Source organism: Flavobacterium rhizosphaerae, from assembly GCF_046000445.1.
Classification (GTDB): domain Bacteria; phylum Bacteroidota; class Bacteroidia; order Flavobacteriales; family Flavobacteriaceae; genus Flavobacterium; species Flavobacterium rhizosphaerae.
This window is the reverse complement of the sequence record NZ_JBELPZ010000015.1, coordinates 1-24,268: the sequence shown is the minus strand read 5'-3', so window position 1 is coordinate 24,268 and position 24,268 is coordinate 1. Positions and strand designations below refer to the sequence as shown.

Genomic DNA, 24,268 nt, shown 5'->3' with positions numbered 1-24,268 from the left:
TTAGTAATGATTGCTACCGTAACAGGTAGAAAAAACCACAAATACTATGGAAGTTTCAGGAAGGATTAAATTGATTGACGAAACCAAAACCTTTGGTGCCAATGGTTTCAGGAAAAGGGAAATGGTAGTAACTACCGATGAGCAATACCCACAGCATATAATGATTGAGTTTACACAGGATAAGTGCGACCTGCTAAACAGTTACCAATTGGGAGAGCCGGTAAAGGTTTCTATTAACCTGCGTGGCCGCGAATGGGTAAACCCACAGGGTGAAACAAAATATTTTAACTCTATACAAGGCTGGCGTATAGAAAAGCTACAGCCGGAAGCACCACAAGGCTACCAACAACCGCAACAGGGTTATGCCCCACAGGGATACCAACAGCCACAGCAAGGCGGCTACCAGCAGCCAAGTGCCAATGATGCTTTTGAACCTGCAAACAATTATAAAGAAGAAGATCATGACGACCTTCCTTTTTAAAAATAAAATTCCCGGTATAAGCCGGGATTTTTTATTACTATGTAAATTTTACCGTTGCACCGCCACAGTAACATCTACCCTTATGGCAGCACACTCCCAACGGCGGCTCCACGGGCTGGCCTCATCTGCCCGGATAAATGTAAAATACTTATCCTGACCGCTGCAAAGGCAGTCTACACTAACTCCGCTTTTTTCCGTACTTGCTTCTAAACGCTTTACCCCTACAAATATGTTTTTTTCTACTTTAATATTAAGCGTAGAAACATCAATAGCAAGCTGGCCTATAAAATCCTCTTTTAATGGAATAATCTTGGTTTCGGCATAGATTTCCTGCCCAGGCTGGTTGTCCTCGTCAACCTCAAAAAAAACCAGTTCCAGTTTTGTATCCTTAAATGTACTACCGGCTTTAGCAGGGTTATTATTTCGGTTAAAGGTAAAAGTTATGTTTTCAAGGTAACCTTCTGGCAGCCCCGATACCAGGGTAATAATTTCCTGCGCTGCATTAAGGTTATCCGGATGGTAACACGGCCCCTTTAAACTCAGTGTTTTTAATTTTGTGCTACCTGTTTCTTTATTTAAAACTACTTCCTGAAGCATAATGGTATCATGCTCCTGTACTGTCTGCGCGTAAATACTGCCAATACCCAAAACTGCTATAAAAAAACTAAAAAGGCGCCTCATCTTCATAATTACACTGTATTTTTAAATATCCCCTAAACTACTTAATTTTTTAAAGGCTACAGGGTATCCCAGACAAATAAATTTTAAATTTGCCCATAATTTCTGCCATGTACTTCCTTACCAGCGAACTTTACTTTCCCCCACCGGAATTTGCCTCACCAGAGGGCATACTGGCCATTGGCGGAGACCTGTCGCCGCAAAGGCTTTTATTAGCCTATCGTAATGGTATTTTTCCGTGGTTTGAAGAAGATGAACCTATACTATGGTGGTGCCCGCCGGAACGTATGGTGCTGTTTTTTGACGACCTGAAAGTATCTAAAAGCATGCGAAATATACTTAACCGGAATATATTTACAGTAACTTTTAATACTGCTTTTGAGCAGGTTATAAAACAGTGCAGGGATACAAAACGCCCGGGACAGAACGGCACCTGGATAACCGATGATATGACTGATGCTTATATACAACTGCATAAAATGGGCTATGCCAAATCGGTTGAAGTATGGCAGGGCAACACACTGGCGGGTGGTTTATATGGTGTTGACCTTGGGCATATTTTTTGTGGGGAGAGCATGTTTTCTCTGGTACCCAATGCCAGTAAGGTGGCTTTTATTACCCTGGCAAAAAAACTACAGCAGAAAAATTACAGGTTGTTAGACTGCCAGGTGCACAACAACCATTTAGAAAGCCTTGGTGCAAGTGAAATTACGCGCGATTTGTTTTTGAAAGCTTTAAAACTGTAACTTTGCCCCCATGAAAGTCAGTATGCGGATATTTATACTATTTATTATTACACTCCTCTACCAAAATATATGGGGTGTACCTGTTGTATGGAACAGGGAGGTATCTGTACCGCTGCATGTAACAGGCAACAAATTTCAGGACACTAACTTTCATACTAATAAACAGGCCGCACTGTTACCTTCTTCGCTTTTCAATACCGAAAGCGCTATACCGGCGGTAAAACAAAATCCGCAACCCGGCAAACTCCCCTATAGTAAAGCCTGCTTTTCACGTTATACCGCGTCAAAACTTTTTAAAAGTACCGGTTGCCGCTACCTTGCATTTTGCAAAAGCATGTCTATACGCTTTGCCCGCACCGATATAATTTTTCCGTTTCATTACTTCTGGTAACAACCATTATTTTTTTAAAATTTCTTCGGGCAACCAATACTAATTGGGTATGCCCTTATTCAGCATTACTTAAAAAATTTAATTTAAATGGATATCAGAATAGCATTAATCGGGATATTTATCCTGCTTATAATAATTGTACCCCTGGCAATAATACACATTAAGGGAGAAAATAAAGAAAAAATAATTATCAATAAGCTTAAAAGCGCAGCCGGCAATAATGGCAGCCCTATAGAACAATATGATTTGTGGAATGATTATGCCATTAGCATCAGTACCGATAAAATGTTATACTACATTAAAAACAAAAATGAAGCTGCAACAGATATAGACCTTTCACAAATAGCAGCATGCCGCATTATTAATTCAGGAAAAGAGTTTAATGCCATAGCAACCAATATTAATGCAGTAAACAAGCTGGAGCTTTTACTAACACCTAAAAATAGCCATAAACCCATTTCGCTTACTTTTTTTGAAGAGGAAGCCAACCTGTATATAAATGAAGAAATACGGCTGATTAAAAAGTGGAATGAAATAATTAACAAAAACCTACAGTAATATAACACACCTCATCCCCCGCTTATAGTTAAGTGGGGGTTGTTTTCTATATAGTGCTTAATCAGCCGCTACTTTAACCCGCATTTTAAAAGCTGAAGTAAATGTTTTTTTAGCCCAGGATTTAGTTTCATCAAACCGGGCGTAAGAAATATAGTCATCATATATCCCACAAGTACAGTTTACTTCAAAAGCTGCATTGGGTTTATCGCCTTTTTCACCTTTTTTAATACCAATGTAAATTTTCCCTTCATTCCTTATAGCAATGGAGGCAAGGTCTATTTCCATCTTACCGGAAAAATCTCCCGGCACCAAAACCTTTTTCTGAAGATGGTCTATTCTGTTACCAGGCTTACCCTGCGGAGTTACTTCATAAAAAACTAGCTCTATTTCGGTATCCTCAAAACCACCTTTATCTTTTCTTGAGGCTTTTTTATTAAATGTAAAAGTAACCGACTGTAAATAACCCTTAGGCAAATCATCTACCAAAGTTACCATTTCATATTTTCCAAAAAGTTTTTCATAGGCTGTACAAATAGAGGTAAAACGTGTTTGGCGTATTTTTGGTCTTTTATTCTTTATCAATACTTCCTTCAACTGTATGGTATCATTTTCCATATTTTGTGCTAAAGCAGGTATACAACAAAAAACAGCTAAAACAATAAGTAGTTTTTTCATAATAATAAGTTGGTGTGTTTCAACGCAAAAACTCAAAAAAAGTATAAAAAAAGCCCGCTCATAGAGCAGGCTTATATAATTCATTCTTATGTATTAAGCTTGGAAAGGCTCAATAGACACATAAGATTTGTTATCTTTTTTCTTTTGGAATTTAACCACACCGTCAACTCTTGCATGAAGTGTATGGTCTTTACCCATGTAAACATTTTCTCCTGGGTTGTGCCTTGAGCCTCTTTGCCTAACAATAATGTTTCCGGCAATAGCAGCCTGGCCGCCAAAAATCTTAACGCCTAAACGTTTCGATTCTGATTCCCTTCCGTTCTTAGAACTACCAACGCCTTTTTTGTGAGCCATGATATTTTATTTTAGAATTGTTAGTAATTTATTCTGCAGTTTCTGCGGTTTCGGTTTTCTTAGATGCTTTCTTTTTAACACCTGGCAAAGTAATGCCAGAAACCTGGATTTGGGTTAAAGACTGGCGGTGGCCATTTTTAACTTTATATCCTTTTCTTCTTTTCTTTTTGAAAACAATTACTTTGTCTCCTTTAATGTGCTGAAGCACTGTAGCTTCTACTGAAGCACCTTCTATAGCCGGGGCGCCAAGTGTAATGTTACCGCTGTCATCAAGTAAAAGTACTTTTGCGAAAGTTATCGCATCGCCTTCTTTACCTTCTAAACGGTGAACAAATACCTTTTGGTCTTTGCTAACTTTAAATTGTTGCCCTGCTATCTCTACGATTGCGTACATAACAATATGGTTTAATTAATTTTTTGAGTGTGCAAATATACAACTTATTATTTATCAGACAATATAGGCAGTAAAATAATTCGAAATATCTGTGTTTTAAGCTCCTGCACCCTTTTAAACAAAAAAAAATAGTGTAATTGTAACAAATTGCCGAAATTGCAGACTTATTTGCAAAACAAAATAACTACATTTTATGAAAAAATCACTAATGGCTTTAGGTTCACTTCTAATGCTTGGCGGAGCGGGATATGCTCAGAAAGTGGCATTTGAAGAATATAATCTGGACAACGGCTTGCATGTTATACTGCACCAGGACAAATCGGCCCCGGTTGTAGTTACCTCAGTAATGTACCATGTTGGCTCTAAAGATGAAAACCCGGAAAGAACCGGTTTTGCCCACTTTTTTGAACACCTGCTTTTTGAAGGTACCGAAAACATTGGAAGAGGCGAATGGTTTAAAATTGTATCTTCTAACGGAGGTAACAATAACGCCAATACTACTGATGACAGGACATATTATTATGAAGTATTCCCAAGCAACAATACAGAGCTTGGGCTTTGGATGGAAAGCGAAAGGATGTTGCACCCTGTTATTAACCAGATTGGGGTAGACACCCAGAATGAAGTGGTAAAAGAGGAAAAAAGATTACGTTATGATAATCAGCCTTATGGTGCCCTTTTTGCCGAAGTAAAGAAAAATATGTTTACCGTGCACCCATACCGCTGGACAACTATCGGATCTATGGATCACCTTGATGCGGCTACCCTTGAGGAGTTTAGGGCATTCAATAAAAAATTCTATATCCCTAACAATGCTGTTTTGGTTGTTGCCGGAGATATTGATATAGACCAAACAAAAAAATGGGTAGAAAAATATTATGCCAACATACCTAAAGGCACACCTATTACACATCAAAAATTTGAAGAGGCTCCTATAACCCAAACCATTAAGGCTAAGTATGAGGATCCTAACATACAACTACCTATGATTGTAGCTGCTTACCGCACACCTGCCATGACTACAAGAGAAGCACGCGTGCTGGACCTTGTATCGTCTATATTAAGTGACGGTAAAAGCTCAAGGATGTATAAAAGGATTGTAGACGAAGAGAAAAAGGCAATGCAGATTGGCGCCTTTAACTACAGCGAAGAAGATTACGGCGTATATTTTGTATACGGCATACCAATGCCGGGCTTTACACCACAGGATGTGCTTGCTGCTGCCGACGAAGAAATTGTAAAACTGCAAACAGAGCTTATATCTGACAGGGAACTTGAAAAACTGAAAAACCAGATGGAAAGCACCTATGTAAATGCCAACGCAAGTGTAGAAGGTATTGCAGATAACCTTTCAACATACTATTTGCTATATGGCGATACTAACCTTATTAATACTGAAATAAACATTTACAACTCTATTACTAAAGAGGAAATAAGGGAAGCCGCTAAAAAATATCTTAAGCCGGGCCAAAGGCTTGTACTTGATTATGTACCTGCCCAAGACACAGAACAAAACTAACAGAAACAACTATGAAGAAAGTAATATATTTAGTAGCAGGCTTATTTTTAACTGTAGCCGCACAGGCACAGGTCAGCTCTATGCCAAAACCGGGACCGGTACCAACAGTACACGTAAATAAGCCGGAAACTTTTACACTGGATAACGGATTAAAAGTACTTGTAGTAGAAAACCATAAACTACCAAGGGTATCATACAGTTTAACGTTAGATAATGCACCCTATGCCGAAGGCAGCAAAAAAGGGGTAAGCGATATGACCAGTGCCCTTATGGGTACCGGCACCAAAAACATGCCGAAAGAAAAGTTTAATGAAGAGGTAGACTTTATGGGGGCCAATATTGAATTTGGCTCACAAAGTGCTTACGGCAGCGGACTTTCTAAATACTCTAACAGGATTTTAGAACTGATGGCCGATGGGGCGCTTAACCCTGTGTTTACACAAGACGAGTTTGATAAACAAAAAGCACAGCTTTTAGAAGCTCTTAAATCTCAGGAGAAAAGTGTTTCTGCAGTAGCCTCAAGGGTAACCGATGCACTTGTATACGGAGTAAAACATCCAAGTGGAGAATATCTCACAGAAGAAACTATTAATAATGTGAGCCTTGAAGATGTAAGAAAAAATTATGAAACCTATTTTGTACCCGGTAACGCTTACCTGGTTATTGTGGGTGACGTAGATTTTAAAAAGGTTAAAAAAGAGGTTAAAAAATTGTTTGGTGAATGGAAAAATGATGTGGCACCAAACGTAAGTTATACCGACCCTAAAGATGTACAGTATACACAAATCAATTTTGTGGATATGCCAAATGCTGTGCAATCTGAAATTGCAGTAGCAAATGTGGTTAACCTTAAAATGACAGATAAAGAATATTTTTCTGCACTATTAGCCAACCAGATACTTGGCGGTGGTGGTGAAGGAAGGCTGTTTAATAACCTTCGCGAAGCCCACGGCTGGACATATGGCGCTTATTCAAGAGTAGGCAGCGGAAAATATGTAAACGATTTTACAGCATCAACTTCTGTAAGAAATGCGGTTACTGACAGTTCTGTAGTTGAAATACTAAACGAGCTTAAAAAAATAAGGACTGACCTTGTTGATGAAAACGAGCTTAGAATTGCAAAAGCAAAATACATAGGCAACTTTGTAATGCAGATGGAGAAACCGGCTACAATAGCCCGTTATGCACTGCTTACTCAAACACAAAAACTGCCTGAAGACTTTTTTGAGAACTACATTAAAAATGTTAACGCTGTTACTCCTGAAGATATAAGGAATGCTGCTAAAAAATATTTCTCTGCAGATAATGCCCGTATAGTAATTGTAGGTAAAGCTGCCGATGTACTTCCTGCGCTTGAAGGTTCTAAAATTCCTATCAAATATTTTGATAAATGGGGTAATCCTACAGAAAAACCTACTGTAAACAAACCTATACCTGCAGGTGTTACTGCCAAAACAGTACTTAATAAATATATTGATGCTATTGGTGGTGAAAAAGCTGTTAATGCCGTAAAATCACTCGTGGTAACGTATGAAGGTACTGTGCAGGGTGTAAAATTACAGGTTACCAAAAAAGTTACCTCTGATAACAAACTGGCAGAAAGCATGAGTGTTATGGGCCAGGAAATGAAACGTGTATTTAACGGAACTTCCGGCTACCAGAGCGGACAGGGGCAAAAAGCAGACCTTTCGGCTGATGATGTAGCTGAGTTTAAACAAACGGCTTATCCTTTTGAAGAAACAAAAATGAAAGACAATGCCGATGTAAAACTTAAAGGTATAGAAAACATTAACGGCAGCGATGCTTATGCTATAACTAATGGCGATGCAGTTTACTATTATGATGTAAACAGCGGCCTTAAAATAGCCGAATCACAAACTGTAGAAGGCCCAGGCGGGCAAACTATGACTATTATGTCTCCTTTTACAGATTACCGTGAGGTTAAAGGTGTAAAAATACCTTATAAAACCAGCGTTAATATTGGTATAGAAGTAGAGCTTACCGCTACCAGCGTTAAAATTAACGAAGGGGTTACAGCCGCTGATTTCCAGTAAGAACATATAATCCTTCCCAGTCCTAAAACAGTGATAGAGGATTAATAATAAAAACATTTTTTAGACAGAAGTAGCCTTAGGGTTACTTCTGTTTTTTTATGCCTTTTATTTTGATGCTTTATTATAGTAACAAGGGTTACAAGATACCCTTTAAATTAACTGGTTGTGTGGCTTTATTTTAATTTCAACTACATCGCAACGGCTGGGCTGGCAAAGGCAGTATAATACTGCTGAGGCTATATCATCGGCCATTAGCATTTCTCCTGACTCAATATCCTCCAGTTTTGCGGGGGTTGGCTTTTGTTGCAGGTCAGTGTCTACTGCGCCGGGCTCTATAAGGCTTACTTTTATACCCATGGGGTTCACCTGTTTGCGCATTGCCACCGAAAAGCCCTGTATACCTGATTTTGTCGCTACGTATACCGATCCTGTAGCTTCACGTACTTCTGCACTCATTGATCCAATATTTACAATGTGCCCACTGCCTTTTACCTGCATACGCTCAATAGCGCCCGCACAAAAAGCCATATATGCCAATAAATTTATGTTTACTACTTTCTGTATGTCTTTATAACTGCCATCGGTTACGTTGCTAAAACCAATGGCGGCATTGTTTATTAAAATGTCCAGCCCGCCGAGCTTTTCATCGGCCTGTTGTAAAATATAATGTATATCTTTTTCGTCAGATACATCGGCTACATACCCAAACACCTTGCCTTTAGCTATTTTATAAATATCCACCAATGCATCATTAAGATGGTGTTGCTCATGCCCAAAAAATACCACATCAGCCCCTTGTGAAGCCAGCAGCAATACTATAGCCCTGCCTATACCGGTTGTACCGCCGGTAACCAGTACTTTTTTACCCGCAACAGGTTGAGGCATAAAATTATCAGGTAGTTCCATTGTTTTGTTCATCAGTGTTATTATCTTTCTTTAGGTGTTGTTCCTCATGCATCTCAATTCTTGTTTTTGGTAAATGTTGCGGATAATACTGCTGTATAAACAATATCAGTTTTTCACGTATAAACACCCTCAAATCCCAATTAATGGGCGAGCTTTTACTGGTCATGAGCGCCCTTAGCTCAATACCTTTTTCTGAAGCATTGGTAACCTGTAGCACCTTTCCCTGTCCGTCCCATAAATCACCTTTAACGCTTTCCAGCAAGCGGTCAAGCTCTTCACGAAGTGGCTCAACAGGAAATTTAAAGTCTACATATATAAATACTGTACCCATAATATCGGCACTTTTTCGTGTCCAGTTTTGAAAAGGCTTGTCAATAAAATAAGTAGTAGGCAGGATAAGGCGCCTTTTATCCCATATACGCACTACTACATATGTAAGAAAAATATCTTCTATCCAACCCCATTCACCTTCTACAATTACAACATCATCTAATCGTATGGGCTGGGTTATGGCAATTTGCATACCTGCTAACACGGTACCTAATGCCTTTTGAGCTGAAAAACCTATTATAATACCCGCAACACCGGCAGAAGCAAAAAGACTGGCCCCAATAGAACGGATACTATCAAAACTCATTAACACGGCACCTACCGCAAAAATTACAATTATAAAATTAGCCACACGCTCCAGTATGCTAAACTGTGTATAAACCCGCCTGGCATTAAGGTTATCTGCAGCAGTAATATCATATTTACGGATAAGTCCCTTTTTAACCAGTGCCACAAACAATATCAAAAACCAGGTAACACTAATAATTAATAAAACAGTACCAATATGGGATATAGGGTTTTGGTACTCATCACTAATAATTTTACTGGCGGCCACAACCCGTGTAGCAATAGAGATAAAAAAGAATAACAAAGGCAATTTTATACGATGGGCAAAATTATCCGGCAGTATATTTTTAGGGTTTTTCCCTACTTTTTTCAGGATAAAAAAGGCAACCGCATACACTGCTATCAAAGCGCCCAGCGTAATGCCCAGATACAAGATAGTTTCGGTATCAAAATTCATAAGCTGTGGTTTTGAAATTCAGGACACTAAAATTACAGAATACACCCCCTAAAGAAAACCCATTATAGATATGTTTAACATAATAATGGCCTTTGCACAATTAAATAATAACTGAGTTAAACAACATTATTATACTGCTTAATATTTTAAAACAAATCATGACAGATATCATCCCGTAATTATTAATGTTATACTAATTTTAATGTATAAAAGCTGCGAAAAACGTAACTTTGAAGTAAATGATGTTTAACAAAAAAACTGAATTATTATGCAAATTAGAATTGTAACAGACAATCATATTGAAGGAAGCGAAAGAAGGGAAGAGTACTATACAGAAGTAATCAACCAGAAATTAAAGCGTTTTGAAGACAATATAACCGATATTGAAATTCATCTTGCCGACGAAAACAGCAGTAGTAAATCAGGTTCTGACGACAAACGTTGTACTATAGAGGTACATATTAGCGGCAAAAAACCTATGGCAGTAACCAATCATGCCGATACCGTGGAAAAATCTATAAACGGCGCTATAGAAAAATTGAAACATTTATTAGAACATACTTTTGATAAGATGCGTACTTATTAAAATGCGATAAACAATAAACCCATCCAGTTTGAGGATGGGTTTATTGTTTACTTTAAATACAAACAAAAGTTATAATAATCTATTATGGCTTTGCCTTCCTGCAATACATCGGCACCTATAATACCATGAACGGGTTTTGCCTTAAATTCTTTTAATGCCTCGTTTACATGCTGCATATCAAAAATTATCAGGTTAAAGTCATCACTAACCCAACGGCCCATTTTAATAGAGTTTTTTAATGATGATTTTGTAAGCATACCCACACCGCCTGCACCTGCCGCTTTAGCATCGCTGTCGCGGGCCATAAGGCAAAAATGCTCAACCGATTCAAACCCTACACAACTGTTGCTGGCGCCCGTATCTAATATAAAATTACCCTCAATACCATTTACTTTCGCTTTAATTAAAAGGTGCTGGGTTTTAGAAATTTTAAACCTTATGCGTTTATATCCTTTTTGTTTTAACGTATCGTGAAGGTTTTCCATAATTATATTTTCAAAAAACCCAAATTTAAGGGAATTTATACAATCAGGAAGCTAATACAAGTGTAAAGTTGTAATTTTGCATTTAATGCAATAAAATGATTTTTACAGATACCCATACCCACTTAAACAGCGAAAATTTTGCCGATGACCGTGAGCAAATAATACAGCGTGCTTTAGATGCCGGCGTTAAACGTTTGTTCATTCCGTCTATCGATTCAAAAGGCACCCCTGGCATGGTGAAACTGCAACAGCAATATCCTGATAATATTTTTTTGATGATGGGCCTGCACCCTACCCATGTTAAAGAAAATTACCGGGAAGAACTGGCCTATGTAGAGCAGCAGTTGGCTCAAAATACATTTTATGCCGTTGGCGAAATAGGCATAGACCTATACTGGGATAAGACTTATTTAAAAGAGCAGCAGCTTGCTTTTAAACACCAGATACAACTGGCAAAAAAACATGGCCTGCCTATTAACATACATTGCCGTGATGCTTTTGAAGAGGTTTTTGAAGTTTTGGAAAGCGAAAAAGATGAAAAATTATTCGGGATTTTCCACTGCTTTACCGGCACTTTTGATCAGGCGCAACTTGCCATAGGTTATGGTATGAAGCTGGGCATAGGCGGGGTAGCCACTTTTAAAAATGGTAAAATAGACCAGTTTTTAAGCCAGATACCGCTTAGCAATATTGTATTAGAAACCGATGCGCCTTACCTGGCTCCGGCTCCTTATCGTGGTAAACGCAATGAAAGTGCCTACATACCAATTATTGCCGAAAAACTTGCCGAAATATACAACACAACTATTCAGGAAATAGCAACCGTTACTACACAAAATTCCCGTAATATTTACAGCATTTAACAAAGAATATCCACAAAATCCATTTATTTTTTGTTCTTTTGCTTATTCTAAAAAAATTATCTGGAATAAATGTCGAAATATGATCATATAAGGCCTTTTTATGATAGTGAGGTTAACGAGGCTTTACGCAGTGTAGTTAGCCACCCAATGATGAAAGCCCTGATGAATTTTGCGTTTCCGGACATAGAGGATGCCGTGTGGATGGAACAACTAAAGCGCACACACAGCAAACGCGATTTTCAGGCTAATTTTATTTACCATGCCATACAAATGGTACTCAAAAAAAGCTCTGAAGGGTTAACCACTTCCGGCTTTGAAAATCTGGAAAAACATACCTCTTACCTTTATATTTCAAACCACCGGGATATTATTCTGGACACCTCTTTACTAAATGTGTCGCTATGGGAACACGGACTTATAATGACGGCTTCAGCTATTGGTGATAACCTGGTGAAAAAACCTTTCATACATACCCTTTCGCGGCTTAACCGTAATTTTCTGGTACAAAGAGAACTCTCTCCGCGTGAATTACTCATGTCATCAAAATTGATGTCTGAATACATTTACCAGCTAATAAGCCGGGAAAACAGGTCGGTGTGGATTGCACAGCGCGAAGGGCGTACCAAAGATGGCAACGATATAACACAACAGGGCGTACTTAAAATGATTGCCATGGCATCAGATGAGCCAAGCCTTGCGGAATATTTTAAAAAAATAAAAATTGTACCTGTTTCTATATCGTATGAATATGACCCTACAGATGCGCTAAAAATGCCCCAGCTTATGGCTCAGGCAAACGATGAGGTGTATGTGAAAAGTAAAAATGAAGATTTTAATACCCTGCTTAGCGGTATAATGGGCCAGAAAAAACGCATTCACCTTCACATAGGTAAGGTTTTGGACACTGAATTAAATGTGCTGGATGAATTTGATAACGCTAATAAGCAAATACAAGCCTTGGCGCAGGTTATAGATGATGCTGTGATAAGCGGATATAAACTATGGCCTACCAATTATATTGCATATGATCTTTTAAACAATTCAGAATTGTTTTCTGACCAGTATACTGAAAAAGAAAAGCAGCTTTTTGAACGCAGGCTTGAAATGCGCATTGATATAGAAAATAAAATTATGCGGGATGGTTTTCTGGCCATGTATGCCAACCCTGTGATAAACAAAATGAAGTATCATGATGCCTAAACCCAAAATTTTATTGCTTTATACCGGAGGCACCATCGGTATGGTGAAAAATTTTGAAACGGGGGCTTTAAAAGTCTTCAACTTTAAAAAACTACTGCAGCAGATACCTGAATTAAAGCAGTTGGATTGCGATATTGAAACGTTTTCGTTTGAAGCCCCTATTGATTCCTCTAACATGGATCCCTCGCAATGGGAAAAGATAGCACAAATTATTATAGCCCATTATGATGCTTTTGATGGCTTTGTAGTACTGCATGGCAGCGATACTATGAGCTACACAGCATCTGCACTTAGCTTTATAGTACAAAACCTGGCTAAACCCATAATCCTTACAGGGTCTCAACTCCCCATTGGCGATTTACGTACCGATGCTAAAGAAAACCTCATTACAGCCATACAAATTGCCTCCCTGCAGGAAAATGGAACCTCAGTAATTAAAGAAGTATGCCTTTATTTTGAGTATAAACTGTATCGCGGTAACCGCACAACCAAAATAAGCGCCGAACATTTTCATGCTTTTACATCTCCAAATTACCCTGCTTTGGCAGAATCCGGCGTACATCTAAAAATTAATGATGCTGCACTGTATGCACCTGAAATCAAATCTGGCCTGCAGATTAATTACACATTAGACGGTAATGTAGCTATAGTAAAATTATTTCCTGGAATTAACGCTACCGTACTCCAGGCTATGCTATCCATACCCGGGCTCAAGGGTGTTATTTTAGAAACGTATGGCTCTGGTAATGCACCTTCTTCTCACTGGTTTGTTGGTATTTTGCAAAAAGCCATAGAAAAAGGGCTGCATATAGTTAATGTTACACAATGCTCCGGAGGAAGGGTAAATATGGGGCAATATGAAACCAGCACCCTGTTAAAAGAGATAGGGGTAATATCCGGCGCAGATATTACAACCGAAGCGGCAATAACCAAAATGATGTATCTTTTAGGTAAAGAAACAGCCCCCCATAACTTTAAAGAGCAGTTTGAAACACCCTTATGTGGTGAAATGAGTTTATAATTTTTTTATTACCCTATTTATAGTATTTTTGCAGCCATTATTTAGAGAGGTGGCCGAGTGGTCGAAGGCGCACGCCTGGAAAGTGTGTATGCTCCAAAAGGGCATCGAGGGTTCGAATCCCTTCCTCTCTGCTGAAACGATTTTTTTAGCTTTTCAAAACAAGGTGCCTGAGACCATAGAGCTGTGTATTTTGTATCAGGTTCCTGGGAAAAACTTATTACAAATAGATTTACACGGCTCTGTAAAACAATGCAGGTATCAGAAAATAAAAACATTCAGTATTATTAGCTAATACAATACATTCTTTATCTGCTGAAAAATGCAAACAGGAAGGCCTTGCCAGCCTTACAAATTATTACCTGGCTAAGCATTATGTTGACCTGTTTTTACATCAGACAAAATTGAACTATGCCATTTGCAACCGATAGCCTTAACTGAGACTAAAAGCTTTGGCTTAATAGAATTTAATGTAGCGCATCATAAAGAGAATTCTATTGAAAATGTTGAGAAAACTCTTTCAAAAATATTAGATCGTTCTAACATTTTAAAAAAGTGATAAGCATGCACGATGGAGAGGTCCCGGTATAGGAAGCTATTGATAATCTGTAATCATACATTGTTTATAAAAACCTACGCCAAGCGTATAAGCCTGGCGTAGGTTTTATAAATTCCAGCTAATACTATAACCCGGAAACTTTAGATGTATAAGCTTCTAGTGATAAATATCCCATAGAAAACTGAATATCGAGAAAGCCTTTCTGTTCTTCTTTGGTTAGGGTACGCTGGTATATAGTGTCTACCAATTCACTTTCGTTTTCAAGAGGTTTTAATATGTGCTTCTTTTTCCAGAAACCTTCAAAATAACGAATTCCAAAAATTCTTTGAGATTGTGCATCGATGTGAATATTATCAGGGTTTGCAGTTAAACCAGTAGCTGTAATAAAGTAACAGTTATGTGTGTTTTGGGCAAATTTTTCCAATGCTTCATTTACTTTTTGGTAGGATGCAAAATAAGCCCCATAAATACCGTCAGTCAAAAAATCCCCTAGTCCGCCAATAAGTAACGGTATAACATTATCACCGAGTTCCTCACGTAATTTTTCAACTATTACAGCAAATTTTTCACCGTATTTTTGTGCGCTTTCTGGCTGACAATCATTTTCCCCCTGATGCCATAGAATACCTTTTAAATTGCTGGTTTTTTGAGCAAGTTTGGCTTGAGAAACCGCATTTTGAAATAAGGCTCCATCAATATTCCAATCATCTAAGCTAGTTCCTCCGTCTGCACATGGAATCAACCCAATTTGACTGTCCTGATTTTCTAAATGCCACGCGGCAGCAAAAGAAGCGGCAAGGCCAACACCGGCATTTGGGCGGTCATAATTAATAGGTTCCCACATGGTTTGCCAACGTCCGTTTCTAAGCATTTTAATATGATGATTGTAAATTAAGGGAACATCTTTTAAAAACCCACGGCCAGCCATGTTTGATTGACCTATCATTAAAAACGAATTCAGCATTGCCTTTGTATTAATATTGGCTCGAAAATAAGAAAAATTACACAAATGATAGATGAAATTCCTAAAGGTAACAGACGATACAGTTTGTGTGCAGAACTGCCACTATCATATTTAACAACAACGATCACTAAACATGGTAACCAAGGCTTGCTCCTGTAGTCCTTTAGATAACGCGAAATAAAATCGTTATTTTCGGAACAACAGTACCTATTCTGCCAAGCGCATATGGTTACTGGGCTTTGGCAGAAGTTATTGCATTATATACTCGATATAATCCGTTTCAGAAAGCCTGAAGTACCCCAGCGCGGGGGTGCCATTACCCTCAATATTGAGTATATTACCTTTAATGTTAGCGGGAGGGGTACTAAACGGGTCTGAGTCAGCCGCACTCAGAATCAGGTTCATATAGTTGTAAAATTGGTGCGAAATACCCCTTACTGTAATTTGAAGTGCGTCCCCAGCTACTAAATCATCATGGCTGTAATCGGCTCTAATGGCATTGCCGTCAGTAAGCTCGTCATCGGAAAGATAATAATCAGGGTAGGGCAGTGTATGGGTTATAAAGCTGGTGAGGTAGTAATTAGCCTGCCCAGCCGGATCGTTAAAATAAATGGCAACCTCGGGTTCATCGCCAGAAAAGCCTCCATTCTCGCTTTGTTCGGTGTGGTCTATTTCAGCAACAGGCATCAGGGTTTCGTTAGCGGTATACTCCTGCCCGTCGGCGGCTACATGCAGGGTGTAGTTTTCGTTAAGCACAGGTACGAAACTTGTGCAGGTATAAATCCCCGGCGCTGTTTCTTCAAAGGCAAACTGGGTACCTGCACTGTTTGAGATGTAAACAACAGCACCCGTTACTTTCGGGGTTTGGGGATTGTAGTAGGCCGCCATGCGGCTTATTTTTATAGTTTGCACAGCCCCGTCAGTGCCTTTTTGCCACAGTATTTCGGCATCTACGACCAGCTTAGCCTCGCCGGTATCAAGGTCGGCCTGGATAACGTCTTCACACGACACCAAGCTAAAGCTTACCAGTATCAATACTATAATATGCTTATATAAGGTTACGTTCTTCTTTTTCATTGGAATTAAAATTTAAAGTTATAAGAAATACTGGGCAGTATGCCAAATATAGACAGGCGGGTAGCCTCATTTGCGCCCGTATCTTCGTTAGCGCCAAAAGTTATGGATGCCGCATTTTTACGGCCATACGCATTGTAAATACTAAATACCCACTCGCTTTGCCAGCCTTTTTTCTTGTTGGGCTTCGGGGTGTAGGTAGCGGCCAGGTCAAGGTGGTGGTAGGCCGGCAGGCGGTCTTTATTACGCTCCGAATAATTCGGCACTTGTATGCCGCCAAAATCAAAGTATCCATTAGGGAAGGTAACCGGACGGCCCGACTGCAGCGTGAAGTTAGCGTTGAATGACCACTTGGGGCTAAAGGCATAGCTACAGGTGACGTTCAGGTTATGCAGCTTATCGTAAGCCGAAAGGTACCAACCGCCTTTGGCTATGCCGGGCTCTTCGGGTGTCCTGCCTTCGGTTTTTTGCTCTGCCCTGCTAAGGGTGTAGGATACCCATCCCGTAAAGGGGCCGGTATTTTTGCGGAATAATACTTCAAGCCCGTAAGAGCGCGCCTTGCCGTTTAGCAGTACGGTTTCAATTTGCTCATTGGCAAAAATATCGGCGCCGTCTACATAGTCTATGCGGTTTTTAATGTTTTTGTAAAACACCTCGGTTTCAAGCGAGTATTCCTTATTTCTAAAATTCCTGAAATAGCCCAGGGCATACTGGTCCAGCAACTGCGGCTTTATGTAAGGCCCGCTGGGTGTCCAGATGTTCAGTGGCAGCGGAGACTGCGTGTTGGCAATAATGTGCAGGTACTGTGCCATCCGGTTGTAGCTGGCCTTAAACGACTGGTCTTCGTTAAGCGTATATGACAGTGCAGCACGTGGCTCAAAGTTGCTGAAGCTGGCTATTTTATCACCACGGCCGTAACTAATAGTGCCTATAGGGTCGGCTTCTTCATATATGCCAAACGTGGGGTTGTACAGCACCGGGTTGCTGTTTTCATACATGTTAACCTCTTCCTGGCCAAAGCGGTAAAACATGCTATAGCGCACGCCATAGCGTAGGTTGAGCTTATCGGTGATTTTTTGTTCAATATCCAGGTAGGCCGATGGCTCCAGGGCATACTTTTTCTGGAACTGCTGGTAGTTAAACTGCGAATCTTCACTTACAGGATTCAGCGTGCCGGGGTTAAAATCATAATAAGAGGTTTCTATACCATAATTAAAGCTGAAATTTTCGCCCGCCTTGTGCAGCCAGTCATATTTTAAGCCGTAGGTAGCAATGCCGCTGTCCCAGTCCAGCCCTTCAAAACCAACACCTACTTTAAACTTGTAATCGCTATAAAACATCATAAGCGCGGTTTGCAGGTTATCTGAAAAACTGTGTTTCCACTTCAGGTTTGCCATAGTGTTGCCATAGCTGCTGGAAAAGTTGTTACCTATATCAAATTTGTCTCGGCCTAAGTAACCCGAAAAATGGAGGCTGTTGTTTTCGTTAACCTTCTGGTTAAAACGGGCATTAACATCATAAAACATGGCCGAGTTGTTGTTATCTGCCAACTTAAGGAACAGGTGGGCATAAGAGGTGCGGCCTGCCACCATAAACGAGCTCTTGTCGCCCTGCACAGGGCCTTCTATAAGCAACTTGCTCGATATAAGTCCTATACCTCCGTTAAACCTGAGGCTGTCGTTAGTACCCGGTTGCTGTTGCACATCTAATATAGACGACACCCTGCCGCCAAATTTAGAGGGTATGCCGCCTTTATACAGGTCTAGGCTTTTAACGGCATCGGCATTGAAAACCGAAAAGAAGCCAAACATGTGCGAATCGCTGAAGATAGGTGCATCGTCTAAGAGCACCAAGTTTTGGTCAGCCGCGCCTCCGCGCACGTTTATGCCCGAAGAAAGCTCACCGGCATTGGTAACGCCGGGCAACGTCATGAGCGATTTTAATAAATCAGGTTCGCCCATGGCTACCGGTATTTTTTTAATTTCAGCAGAGGTTAGGCTGTTAACACTCATTTGTGGCTTACGGATGTCTACTGCCTTTTTGTTTTGGGTTATAACCAGCTCATCCAGCGTTTCGGCATCTTCCCGCATACCAATATTTATGCTAGTATTTTTAGACAGGCTTACCTTCAGGCTGTTTTTTTTAAGGCCAATGAAGCTGGTTTCAAGTGAATAATCGCCTTGAGGAAGTGTTACCGAGAATTTACCGTTTTCATCGGTGCTGATCCATGCATCTGTCTCTAAAATATGTATGTTGGCTGCCACCAAGGTTTCCTGCTTATCGTCTGTAACCGTGCCTGAAAGTATGTATGACCCCAGCTTTTTTGATGCAGGCGCAAGTGTTGCTGCACGCTTTACCGTGATATTGTAGCCAGCAATGGTGAACTTAAATGGCAGGTTTTTGCCTAGCGCGTAGAGCACCTGCTGTATGGTAGCGCCTTTAAGACCAACGTTTTCCCCGGTATATTTCTGGGTAAGGTCTATTTGGTCTGTAAAGGCAAACTTAAAGTCAGTTTGCTGCTCTATTGTGCCAAATATCTCTTTTAAAGTGGCTCCTTTTGTAAGCGTAAGGGTTACCTGCTGCCCAAAAAGGGCCAGGCTAAAGAGTAAAAAGCATGCTGAAAATAAATGCTTCATAAATTTTTGTATTTTTGAAATAGGTTAAGAGGGTTTTCGAGACTCTGTTTAATCATGAAAGGATGTTTAGTTTCGCGGCTATGGCATCCTTTTGCATTTTTACTGTAAGGTGATTTTCTTTACTTTTTCATCTATTGTGGGTTTTAGTTCATAGATATGGGCAATGATGCCCACTACATTTTCAAGCTCCTCCTTTTTATTAAGCCGCAGGGTAATTTTTTTTATGAGGTATTCTGCGGGTATGTCTACACTATAGCCGTAATTGTTTTTTATATAGGCTATTATGATGCTTAGCTCTGTATTGTTAAAATCACGGAAACGGTTGAACGCCTCTACTGTTACCAAGCCGTTTTCGTACTCAAACTCTTCTCCGGGCGATAGTATCCAGCTGCTCTTGCTGCCTTTTACATTCATTTGCACACTACCTTCATACAGGTTTACCTGCACGCTGTTTTGGGTAGTGCCGTTAACCGTAAAACAGGTGCCCAGCACTGTTGTTGTGGTTTCGCCGCAGTTTACGCTAAAAGGATGCTGCCTGTCCTTCTGAACGCTGAAAGAGGCTTCGCCGGTTAGCTTTACGTTACGGTTGTACGTAAAGTTTTCGCCATAGCGGATCTCGGCTTTGGGTTCCAGCTCTACCACAGAACTATCGGGTAAAATAACCTTCTTGATTATGGTGGACGGGTTTTCTATAATGGTATAGGCCAGCGCGCTATTACCATTACTTGTGCTGACCACTGTAAAATAAGCCGCTATGGCTAATGACGCCACAAATACCGCCACTGCCGGGTACAGCCATGTGCGTTTTTTCTTAGCCGGGAAGGCCTCGCTGGCAAATTGCTGCCACAGGGCTTCCTTATCAGTTTGCGATTGTTGAGTTACCGGGGCGTTCCAGGCTTCCTGCATCTTCTTTTCAATGTCTTTTTCGTGCATAGTATATATTTTTAAAGTTTCTGGCAGTCAAAGCCTTCATTGTTAAAAAAGGCGCAGGCTATATCGGTAATATCGCGGTTGGTTTGTATATGGCAATTGTGCACAGTCCCCTGCGGGTGGAAATAAATTACGCCATCTGATATGCGCTGGCGTAAAAGGTGCAGCAGGTGGTCTGCCTGTTGCTGTGTAGTAACGCTGGTTTTAAATACTGCAAGCCCCATAATCAAGTGCTGTTTTGGGGTATAACAAATGGCGAAAAAAAAGTTCCTAATGAAAAGCTAACTTTTTTTAATAAATTTTGTAGCCAGATAAATGTGGTTGGCTATCGTTTTCTCTGAAAGGTTAGTAATTTCAGCTATCTCACGATACGAATAGTTGTCCAGTTTGTGGAGGGTAAATATTTTGCGCTGCTGCTCAGGCAGCTGGTCCAGCAGCTGGTTTAGCTTGAGCCTCTGGGCCTCAAAATTGTGTTGGATGTCTTCTTCCGCCGGAACCTGAAATTTATGCGGGTCGAGGGGTATGACCTTATTTTCGCGGTTAAGATGGTTAATAATCAGATTTTTGCACATTACAAAAAGCTGCTTGTCAAACAGTACGTCTTCTTTTAGCAGGTCACGCTGCTTGTAGAGGTGCAAAAACGTTTCCTGAACCAGGTCGTGAGGTGTAAGGAATTTAAAATCAAACTTTTTGGCAACCTGCACAAGCCGGTCAAAATAGGCCATATATACCTCCTGGTAGGCTTTTTGGTCGCCTTCCTTAAGTTTCTTAATAAGGTTACTGTTGGTCATGAGTTTGTTTCAAGGTATGAATATAACTCGTTTTTTAACGTTATAGTATTGACAAATTTTAACAAGGCTCACTATAATGTTTTCGCAATAAAAATAAGTTGGTGTCGGCGTGTTCTATTTTTTTACTATATAGTAAATGACTGCTTTGCGCTGTGCATTATCTTTACATGATGGAAGCACTCATTAATCTTATCCTGCAATTTGGTGACTTGAACAAACAGCAAATCGAGTTTTTACTCAGCAAGGTTGAAATGCTTGAATTTAAAAAAGACGACTACCTCTCTGAAGCCGGTAAGGTGCCCCGCTATGTGGGTTTCGTTTTAGAAGGCGTGTTCCGCTTTTGTTATTACAACAACAAGGGTGAAGAAGTTACCAATTATTTTGTGGATGAAGGCAATTTTGTAAATTAACAATAAATTAGCAATTATTATAGCAATACTGTTATTACATTCCCAGATTTGATTTTTTAGGTTTAGATGCGTATTATCTTCTGGATAAAGAAACTAAAAAAATCATTGACACGGCAATATCACATCATGTTTCAGCTGTTGAACTTAGACAGTATAAAAAGACATTATCTGTAATCTCTGCATTTACTTCAATTGAAACAATGGTTAATTATGAAAATAGAGAATTTAAGCCGCCCAAATGTAGCGAATGTGGCCAGCCAAAATATAGTGTGTCAAAAAAATATCGTGATTATCTTCTGAAATATATTGGCAATAATGAGAACAATAAAAAGAAATTTAATGCTTTATATACATTACGCTCTAAAATAGTTCATACTGGAATGAAATTCCCAAGCGAAAATTTATTTAACAGTGAAAGCGATGAAAGCAAAATAAAAGACCTGATTAATCAAATGGAGGTTATTTATTGAGTAAATTGTCCATTGCATATTGGTTAGTGATTAATAATCAGGAGAATTATTTAATACAAAACGGATAACTAAAAACACAAAAACCTTATAACTGTTTAAATTACAAGGATTTTCGATTTTTATTTGTGGAGAAGATGGGAGTCGAACCCACGACCTCTTGCATGCCATGCAAGCGCTCTAGCCAGCTGAGCTACATCCCCATTAAATTTTGCGTTTGCAAATATAGTATAAAATCACTTCACATTACAAATAATAAACAATTTTAAAAAAAAGTTTCTATACCCCTGTCAATTTTGTAAATTTCAATATCTAAACGAACTTTAAATGATAACAGAAAATAAAAACGGGGAAATAACCACTTCTATAATGAATAACACAGCTTGGGTTGAGTTTTGCCATCCAGCGGCAAATTCGTTGCCTTCAGCGCTTTTAAAACAGCTTTCCAGCACATTTAACACCTTGGCACATAACCATGAGGTGCACGTTATTGTACTTAAAAGTTCAGGCAATGGTACTTTTTGCGCCGGAGCATCTTTTACAGAATTGCAGCATATATCCAATTATGAAGAAGGTGCTGTTTATTTTTCGGGATTTGCCAATGTAATTAATGCTATGAGGGCATGCGGAAAAATAATTATCGGGGCCATTCAGGGTAAAGCCGCCGGGGGTGGCGTTGGCCTTATTGCTGCTTGTGATTATGCAATAGCTACCGTAAAGGCCTCTATACGCCTGCCTGAAATTAACATTGGTATAGGCCCTTTTGTTATTGCTCCGGCTATAATAAAAAAGTGCGGAACCAGTGCATTAGCTGAAATGAGCCTTGACACTGAATGGAAAAGCAGTGATTGGGCATTACAAAAAGGTTTTTATAATAAAATATTGCCAACAGTAGAGCTTTTAACTGAAGAAGTAAACAAAATGGCGGCACACTTATCTGCCCAGAATCCGGAAGCCCTTTATGCATTAAAAAAAATATTTTGGGAAGGTACTGATGATTGGGATCAACTTTTGTCCGAAAGAGCCAAAATAACAGGAAGGCTGGCAATGTCAGAGTTTACAAAAAATGCCCTTGATAAATTTAAATAGCCTGCCCCCTTGTTTTTAACCATCCGGTAATACTTAGTCTTTCATGCTTTACCGGCTTCACTTCATGTTCCAGTAACTGGCTTTCAAAAATAACCATTCTGCCGGGTAAGGGATAAATATCCACTACTTGTTCTTTACCATCTTTGTTTAAATAGATAGCCAGTTCTCCGCCATAATCGTTTTGCCAGTCTTCATCATTTAAGTAACATACTATAGAAAGCCTGCGACGGTCATCATTTACAAAAGCATCCAGATGGCGCTTATAATATGTTCCCGGAGGATAAATGGCATAATGAAATTCTTTTTCAACAATGCCTAAAAAACAGGTTCTATTAAGGTAATCCACAAAGTCATTTATTTTAGAAAAAAAATGTTTCTCTGCCTCACCCATATTTTGTGCATCCAGCCAGCAAATAAAATCACCACGTATAGCTTTAACAACCTGTTCGTTAAACTGGTTACCAATTGCTGATTTTTTGAACTGATCCTCTTCATATTTAACAAGAAGGCCATCCCGCAGGGCGGAAATTTCATCGAGCGTAAAAAAATTATCCGCCACACTATAATGTTGATGCGCAATGTCATCAATTACCTTTTCGTAAAAAGGATTATTTTCCGCGTACATAGCCACTAATTAAAAGCGGACAAATATAGTTTGAAAACAGTTATGTTGATAAAAAATAATTGAGCCGTTTTAATTTAGTAAATTTGCGTAATAATTACTATAAAATGAGCAAAATCAGGATTACCAAACAATTTAATTTTGAAACCGGCCATGCATTGTACGGCTATGATGGAAAATGCAAGAATGTCCATGGGCATAGCTACAAGCTTTCTGTTACCGTTATAGGCACACCCATTACTAACAGCAAGCACGTAAAATATGGCATGGTAATAGATTTTGGTGACCTGAAACACATAGTAAAAGAAGAAATTGTTGATGTATTTGACCATGCAACAGTATTTAACCAAAATACACCACACCTGGAACTCGCTAATGAACTTAAAAGTCGCGGGCATGATGTAATTTTAGTAGATTACCAGCCTACAAGCGAAAATATGGTTATAGATTTTGCAGAAAAAATTAAACGCAGGCTACCTGAAAATATTAAGCTCTACTCCCTCAAACTACAGGAAACCGAAACTTCATTTGCAGAATGGTATCAAAGCGATAATTAGATTTTCAAATAACCTTATAAAGCTCAATGAGTTTATATAAAAAATAAACCCTGCCGTTTGGCAGGGTTTATTTTTTATATACTATTTAGAGATTAGCGTTTATTTTTTTTCCTCACCTTTCTTCACAATAACAAACTCACTTCTCCTGTTTTTAGCATGCTCCTCTTCGGTACAGTTTGCTTTACA

The 24,268-nt window shown here is 39.4% G+C and carries 27 protein-coding genes and 2 tRNA genes; 14 read left to right on the top strand and 15 right to left on the bottom strand.

The window, feature by feature from the left end:
• Positions 1-46: 46 nt before the first annotated feature.
• On the top strand, positions 47-481 hold the full coding sequence (locus ABS766_RS13010) for a DUF3127 domain-containing protein (protein WP_408085621.1): 435 nt from the start codon (positions 47-49) through the stop codon (positions 479-481).
• A gap of 48 nt (positions 482-529) precedes the next feature.
• Here the strand turns inward: ABS766_RS13010 and ABS766_RS13005 are convergent, their stop codons facing one another.
• Entirely contained in the window at positions 530-1,168 is a 639-nt protein-coding gene (locus ABS766_RS13005; protein WP_408085620.1) for a hypothetical protein, read from the bottom strand.
• Positions 1,169-1,269: 101 nt separating this feature from the next.
• Here ABS766_RS13005 and aat point away from each other — a divergent pair, with 101 nt between their 5' ends.
• From aat to ABS766_RS12990, 3 genes are all read left to right on the top strand, one after another.
• A complete protein-coding gene (gene aat / locus ABS766_RS13000) occupies positions 1,270-1,905 on the top strand; it encodes a leucyl/phenylalanyl-tRNA--protein transferase (RefSeq protein WP_408085669.1) in 636 nt (211 codons plus the stop codon).
• A 10-nt stretch (positions 1,906-1,915) separates the two neighbouring features.
• Positions 1,916-2,296 carry a hypothetical protein gene (locus tag ABS766_RS12995; RefSeq protein WP_408085619.1) on the top strand — a complete coding sequence of 127 codons (381 nt, stop codon included), beginning with the start codon at positions 1,916-1,918 and terminating at the stop codon, positions 2,294-2,296.
• A gap of 87 nt (positions 2,297-2,383) precedes the next feature.
• A complete protein-coding gene (locus tag ABS766_RS12990) occupies positions 2,384-2,854 on the top strand; it encodes a hypothetical protein (RefSeq protein WP_408085618.1) in 471 nt (156 codons plus the stop codon).
• Positions 2,855-2,911: 57 nt separating this feature from the next.
• Here the strand turns inward: ABS766_RS12990 and ABS766_RS12985 are convergent, their stop codons facing one another.
• The 3 genes from ABS766_RS12985 to rplU form a co-directional block, all read right to left on the bottom strand.
• Positions 2,912-3,529 carry a hypothetical protein gene (locus ABS766_RS12985; protein WP_408085617.1) on the bottom strand — a complete coding sequence of 206 codons (618 nt, stop codon included), beginning with the start codon at positions 3,527-3,529 and terminating at the stop codon, positions 2,912-2,914.
• A 93-nt stretch (positions 3,530-3,622) separates the two neighbouring features.
• Complete coding sequence (rpmA, locus tag ABS766_RS12980; RefSeq protein ID WP_408085616.1) at positions 3,623-3,883, bottom strand: 50S ribosomal protein L27; 261 nt, start codon at positions 3,881-3,883, stop codon at positions 3,623-3,625.
• A gap of 28 nt (positions 3,884-3,911) precedes the next feature.
• Entirely contained in the window at positions 3,912-4,277 is a 366-nt protein-coding gene (gene rplU, locus ABS766_RS12975) for a 50S ribosomal protein L21 (protein WP_408085615.1), read from the bottom strand.
• 193 nt (positions 4,278-4,470) lie between these two features.
• Here rplU and ABS766_RS12970 point away from each other — a divergent pair, with 193 nt between their 5' ends.
• Both ABS766_RS12970 and ABS766_RS12965 read left to right on the top strand, forming a co-directional pair.
• The gene (locus ABS766_RS12970) at positions 4,471-5,796 is read left to right on the top strand and encodes a M16 family metallopeptidase (protein ID WP_408085614.1); all 1,326 of its coding nucleotides are present in this window, start codon (positions 4,471-4,473) and stop codon (positions 5,794-5,796) included.
• Positions 5,797-5,807: 11 nt separating this feature from the next.
• Complete coding sequence (locus tag ABS766_RS12965) at positions 5,808-7,850, top strand: insulinase family protein (protein ID WP_408085613.1); 2,043 nt, start codon at positions 5,808-5,810, stop codon at positions 7,848-7,850.
• A 150-nt stretch (positions 7,851-8,000) separates the two neighbouring features.
• On the opposite strand, the gene ABS766_RS12960 is transcribed toward ABS766_RS12965, so the two are convergent.
• Positions 8,001-8,768, bottom strand: coding sequence for an SDR family oxidoreductase (locus ABS766_RS12960; RefSeq protein WP_408085612.1), 768 nt, complete (start codon positions 8,766-8,768; stop codon positions 8,001-8,003).
• Complete coding sequence (locus tag ABS766_RS12955; protein WP_408085611.1) at positions 8,743-9,831, bottom strand: mechanosensitive ion channel family protein; 1,089 nt, start codon at positions 9,829-9,831, stop codon at positions 8,743-8,745. Before ABS766_RS12955 ends, ABS766_RS12960 begins: the two co-directional genes overlap by 26 nt.
• Before the next feature lie 268 nt (positions 9,832-10,099).
• On the opposite strand from ABS766_RS12955, the gene ABS766_RS12950 reads away from it, so the two are divergent.
• Complete coding sequence (locus ABS766_RS12950; protein ID WP_408085610.1) at positions 10,100-10,417, top strand: HPF/RaiA family ribosome-associated protein; 318 nt, start codon at positions 10,100-10,102, stop codon at positions 10,415-10,417.
• Between the two features lie 47 nt (positions 10,418-10,464).
• Here ABS766_RS12950 and ABS766_RS12945 read toward each other — a convergent pair whose 3' ends face one another.
• On the bottom strand, positions 10,465-10,902 hold the full coding sequence (locus tag ABS766_RS12945; RefSeq protein WP_408085609.1) for a retropepsin-like aspartic protease: 438 nt from the start codon (positions 10,900-10,902) through the stop codon (positions 10,465-10,467).
• A gap of 95 nt (positions 10,903-10,997) precedes the next feature.
• Here ABS766_RS12945 and ABS766_RS12940 point away from each other — a divergent pair, with 95 nt between their 5' ends.
• The 4 genes from ABS766_RS12940 to ABS766_RS12925 all read left to right on the top strand — a co-directional run bounded on the left by ABS766_RS12940 (position 10,998) and on the right by ABS766_RS12925 (position 14,117).
• Positions 10,998-11,765 carry a TatD family hydrolase gene (locus ABS766_RS12940; RefSeq protein ID WP_408085608.1) on the top strand — a complete coding sequence of 256 codons (768 nt, stop codon included), beginning with the start codon at positions 10,998-11,000 and terminating at the stop codon, positions 11,763-11,765.
• A 69-nt stretch (positions 11,766-11,834) separates the two neighbouring features.
• Positions 11,835-12,965, top strand: coding sequence for a 1-acyl-sn-glycerol-3-phosphate acyltransferase (locus ABS766_RS12935; RefSeq protein WP_408085607.1), 1,131 nt, complete (start codon positions 11,835-11,837; stop codon positions 12,963-12,965).
• Positions 12,955-13,986: an asparaginase gene (locus tag ABS766_RS12930; RefSeq protein ID WP_408085606.1), complete on the top strand. Its 1,032-nt coding sequence runs from the start codon at positions 12,955-12,957 to the stop codon at positions 13,984-13,986. Before ABS766_RS12935 ends, ABS766_RS12930 begins: the two co-directional genes overlap by 11 nt.
• Positions 13,987-14,029: 43 nt before the next feature.
• A tRNA-Ser gene (locus ABS766_RS12925) sits at positions 14,030-14,117 on the top strand.
• Between the two features lie 549 nt (positions 14,118-14,666).
• Here the strand turns inward: ABS766_RS12925 and ABS766_RS12920 are convergent.
• From ABS766_RS12920 to ABS766_RS12895, 6 genes are all read right to left on the bottom strand, one after another.
• A complete protein-coding gene (locus ABS766_RS12920; RefSeq protein WP_408085604.1) occupies positions 14,667-15,506 on the bottom strand; it encodes a sialate O-acetylesterase in 840 nt (279 codons plus the stop codon).
• Positions 15,507-15,755: 249 nt separating this feature from the next.
• Positions 15,756-16,583, bottom strand: a complete 828-nt coding sequence (locus ABS766_RS12915; RefSeq protein WP_408085603.1) for a DUF4249 domain-containing protein — start codon at positions 16,581-16,583, stop codon at positions 15,756-15,758.
• A 5-nt stretch (positions 16,584-16,588) separates the two neighbouring features.
• A complete protein-coding gene (locus tag ABS766_RS12910; RefSeq protein ID WP_408085602.1) occupies positions 16,589-19,216 on the bottom strand; it encodes a carboxypeptidase-like regulatory domain-containing protein in 2,628 nt (875 codons plus the stop codon).
• Positions 19,217-19,315: 99 nt separating this feature from the next.
• On the bottom strand, positions 19,316-20,149 hold the full coding sequence (locus ABS766_RS12905; protein WP_408085601.1) for a FecR family protein: 834 nt from the start codon (positions 20,147-20,149) through the stop codon (positions 19,316-19,318).
• Positions 20,150-20,160: 11 nt separating this feature from the next.
• Positions 20,161-20,370 carry a hypothetical protein gene (locus ABS766_RS12900; protein ID WP_408085600.1) on the bottom strand — a complete coding sequence of 70 codons (210 nt, stop codon included), beginning with the start codon at positions 20,368-20,370 and terminating at the stop codon, positions 20,161-20,163.
• Positions 20,371-20,427: 57 nt separating this feature from the next.
• On the bottom strand, positions 20,428-20,937 hold the full coding sequence (locus tag ABS766_RS12895) for an RNA polymerase sigma factor (RefSeq protein ID WP_408085599.1): 510 nt from the start codon (positions 20,935-20,937) through the stop codon (positions 20,428-20,430).
• 167 nt (positions 20,938-21,104) lie between these two features.
• On the opposite strand from ABS766_RS12895, the gene ABS766_RS12890 reads away from it, so the two are divergent.
• On the top strand, positions 21,105-21,347 hold the full coding sequence (locus ABS766_RS12890) for a Crp/Fnr family transcriptional regulator (protein ID WP_408085598.1): 243 nt from the start codon (positions 21,105-21,107) through the stop codon (positions 21,345-21,347).
• A 596-nt stretch (positions 21,348-21,943) separates the two neighbouring features.
• On the opposite strand, the gene ABS766_RS12885 is transcribed toward ABS766_RS12890, so the two are convergent.
• A tRNA-Ala gene (locus ABS766_RS12885) sits at positions 21,944-22,017 on the bottom strand.
• A gap of 124 nt (positions 22,018-22,141) precedes the next feature.
• Here ABS766_RS12885 and ABS766_RS12880 point away from each other — a divergent pair.
• The gene (locus ABS766_RS12880) at positions 22,142-22,903 is read left to right on the top strand and encodes an enoyl-CoA hydratase/isomerase family protein (RefSeq protein ID WP_408085597.1); all 762 of its coding nucleotides are present in this window, start codon (positions 22,142-22,144) and stop codon (positions 22,901-22,903) included.
• Here ABS766_RS12880 and ABS766_RS12875 read toward each other — a convergent pair.
• The gene (locus ABS766_RS12875; RefSeq protein ID WP_408085596.1) at positions 22,896-23,528 is read right to left on the bottom strand and encodes a 2OG-Fe(II) oxygenase; all 633 of its coding nucleotides are present in this window, start codon (positions 23,526-23,528) and stop codon (positions 22,896-22,898) included. The genes ABS766_RS12880 and ABS766_RS12875 overlap by 8 nt on opposite strands.
• 104 nt (positions 23,529-23,632) lie before the next feature.
• Between ABS766_RS12875 and ABS766_RS12870 the strand changes: the two genes are divergently transcribed.
• Positions 23,633-24,082: a 6-pyruvoyl trahydropterin synthase family protein gene (locus tag ABS766_RS12870; protein ID WP_408085595.1), complete on the top strand. Its 450-nt coding sequence runs from the start codon at positions 23,633-23,635 to the stop codon at positions 24,080-24,082.
• Positions 24,083-24,268 lie beyond the last annotated feature (186 nt).

Coding starts and splice junctions, on each gene's coding strand:
- ABS766_RS13010 (WP_408085621.1), top strand. CDS start 47: ATGGAAGTTTCAGGAAGGATTAAATTGATTGACGAAACCAAAACCTTT.
- ABS766_RS13005 (WP_408085620.1), bottom strand. CDS start 1,168: ATGAAGATGAGGCGCCTTTTTAGTTTTTTTATAGCAGTTTTGGGTATT.
- aat (WP_408085669.1), top strand. CDS start 1,270: ATGTACTTCCTTACCAGCGAACTTTACTTTCCCCCACCGGAATTTGCC.
- ABS766_RS12995 (WP_408085619.1), top strand. CDS start 1,916: ATGAAAGTCAGTATGCGGATATTTATACTATTTATTATTACACTCCTC.
- ABS766_RS12990 (WP_408085618.1), top strand. CDS start 2,384: ATGGATATCAGAATAGCATTAATCGGGATATTTATCCTGCTTATAATA.
- ABS766_RS12985 (WP_408085617.1), bottom strand. CDS start 3,529: ATGAAAAAACTACTTATTGTTTTAGCTGTTTTTTGTTGTATACCTGCT.
- rpmA (WP_408085616.1), bottom strand. CDS start 3,883: ATGGCTCACAAAAAAGGCGTTGGTAGTTCTAAGAACGGAAGGGAATCA.
- rplU (WP_408085615.1), bottom strand. CDS start 4,277: ATGTACGCAATCGTAGAGATAGCAGGGCAACAATTTAAAGTTAGCAAA.
- ABS766_RS12970 (WP_408085614.1), top strand. CDS start 4,471: ATGAAAAAATCACTAATGGCTTTAGGTTCACTTCTAATGCTTGGCGGA.
- ABS766_RS12965 (WP_408085613.1), top strand. CDS start 5,808: ATGAAGAAAGTAATATATTTAGTAGCAGGCTTATTTTTAACTGTAGCC.
- ABS766_RS12960 (WP_408085612.1), bottom strand. CDS start 8,768: ATGAACAAAACAATGGAACTACCTGATAATTTTATGCCTCAACCTGTT.
- ABS766_RS12955 (WP_408085611.1), bottom strand. CDS start 9,831: ATGAATTTTGATACCGAAACTATCTTGTATCTGGGCATTACGCTGGGC.
- ABS766_RS12950 (WP_408085610.1), top strand. CDS start 10,100: ATGCAAATTAGAATTGTAACAGACAATCATATTGAAGGAAGCGAAAGA.
- ABS766_RS12945 (WP_408085609.1), bottom strand. CDS start 10,902: ATGGAAAACCTTCACGATACGTTAAAACAAAAAGGATATAAACGCATA.
- ABS766_RS12940 (WP_408085608.1), top strand. CDS start 10,998: ATGATTTTTACAGATACCCATACCCACTTAAACAGCGAAAATTTTGCC.
- ABS766_RS12935 (WP_408085607.1), top strand. CDS start 11,835: ATGTCGAAATATGATCATATAAGGCCTTTTTATGATAGTGAGGTTAAC.
- ABS766_RS12930 (WP_408085606.1), top strand. CDS start 12,955: ATGATGCCTAAACCCAAAATTTTATTGCTTTATACCGGAGGCACCATC.
- ABS766_RS12920 (WP_408085604.1), bottom strand. CDS start 15,506: ATGCTGAATTCGTTTTTAATGATAGGTCAATCAAACATGGCTGGCCGT.
- ABS766_RS12915 (WP_408085603.1), bottom strand. CDS start 16,583: ATGAAAAAGAAGAACGTAACCTTATATAAGCATATTATAGTATTGATA.
- ABS766_RS12910 (WP_408085602.1), bottom strand. CDS start 19,216: ATGAAGCATTTATTTTCAGCATGCTTTTTACTCTTTAGCCTGGCCCTT.
- ABS766_RS12905 (WP_408085601.1), bottom strand. CDS start 20,149: ATGCACGAAAAAGACATTGAAAAGAAGATGCAGGAAGCCTGGAACGCC.
- ABS766_RS12900 (WP_408085600.1), bottom strand. CDS start 20,370: ATGGGGCTTGCAGTATTTAAAACCAGCGTTACTACACAGCAACAGGCA.
- ABS766_RS12895 (WP_408085599.1), bottom strand. CDS start 20,937: ATGACCAACAGTAACCTTATTAAGAAACTTAAGGAAGGCGACCAAAAA.
- ABS766_RS12890 (WP_408085598.1), top strand. CDS start 21,105: ATGATGGAAGCACTCATTAATCTTATCCTGCAATTTGGTGACTTGAAC.
- ABS766_RS12880 (WP_408085597.1), top strand. CDS start 22,142: ATGATAACAGAAAATAAAAACGGGGAAATAACCACTTCTATAATGAAT.
- ABS766_RS12875 (WP_408085596.1), bottom strand. CDS start 23,528: ATGTACGCGGAAAATAATCCTTTTTACGAAAAGGTAATTGATGACATT.
- ABS766_RS12870 (WP_408085595.1), top strand. CDS start 23,633: ATGAGCAAAATCAGGATTACCAAACAATTTAATTTTGAAACCGGCCAT.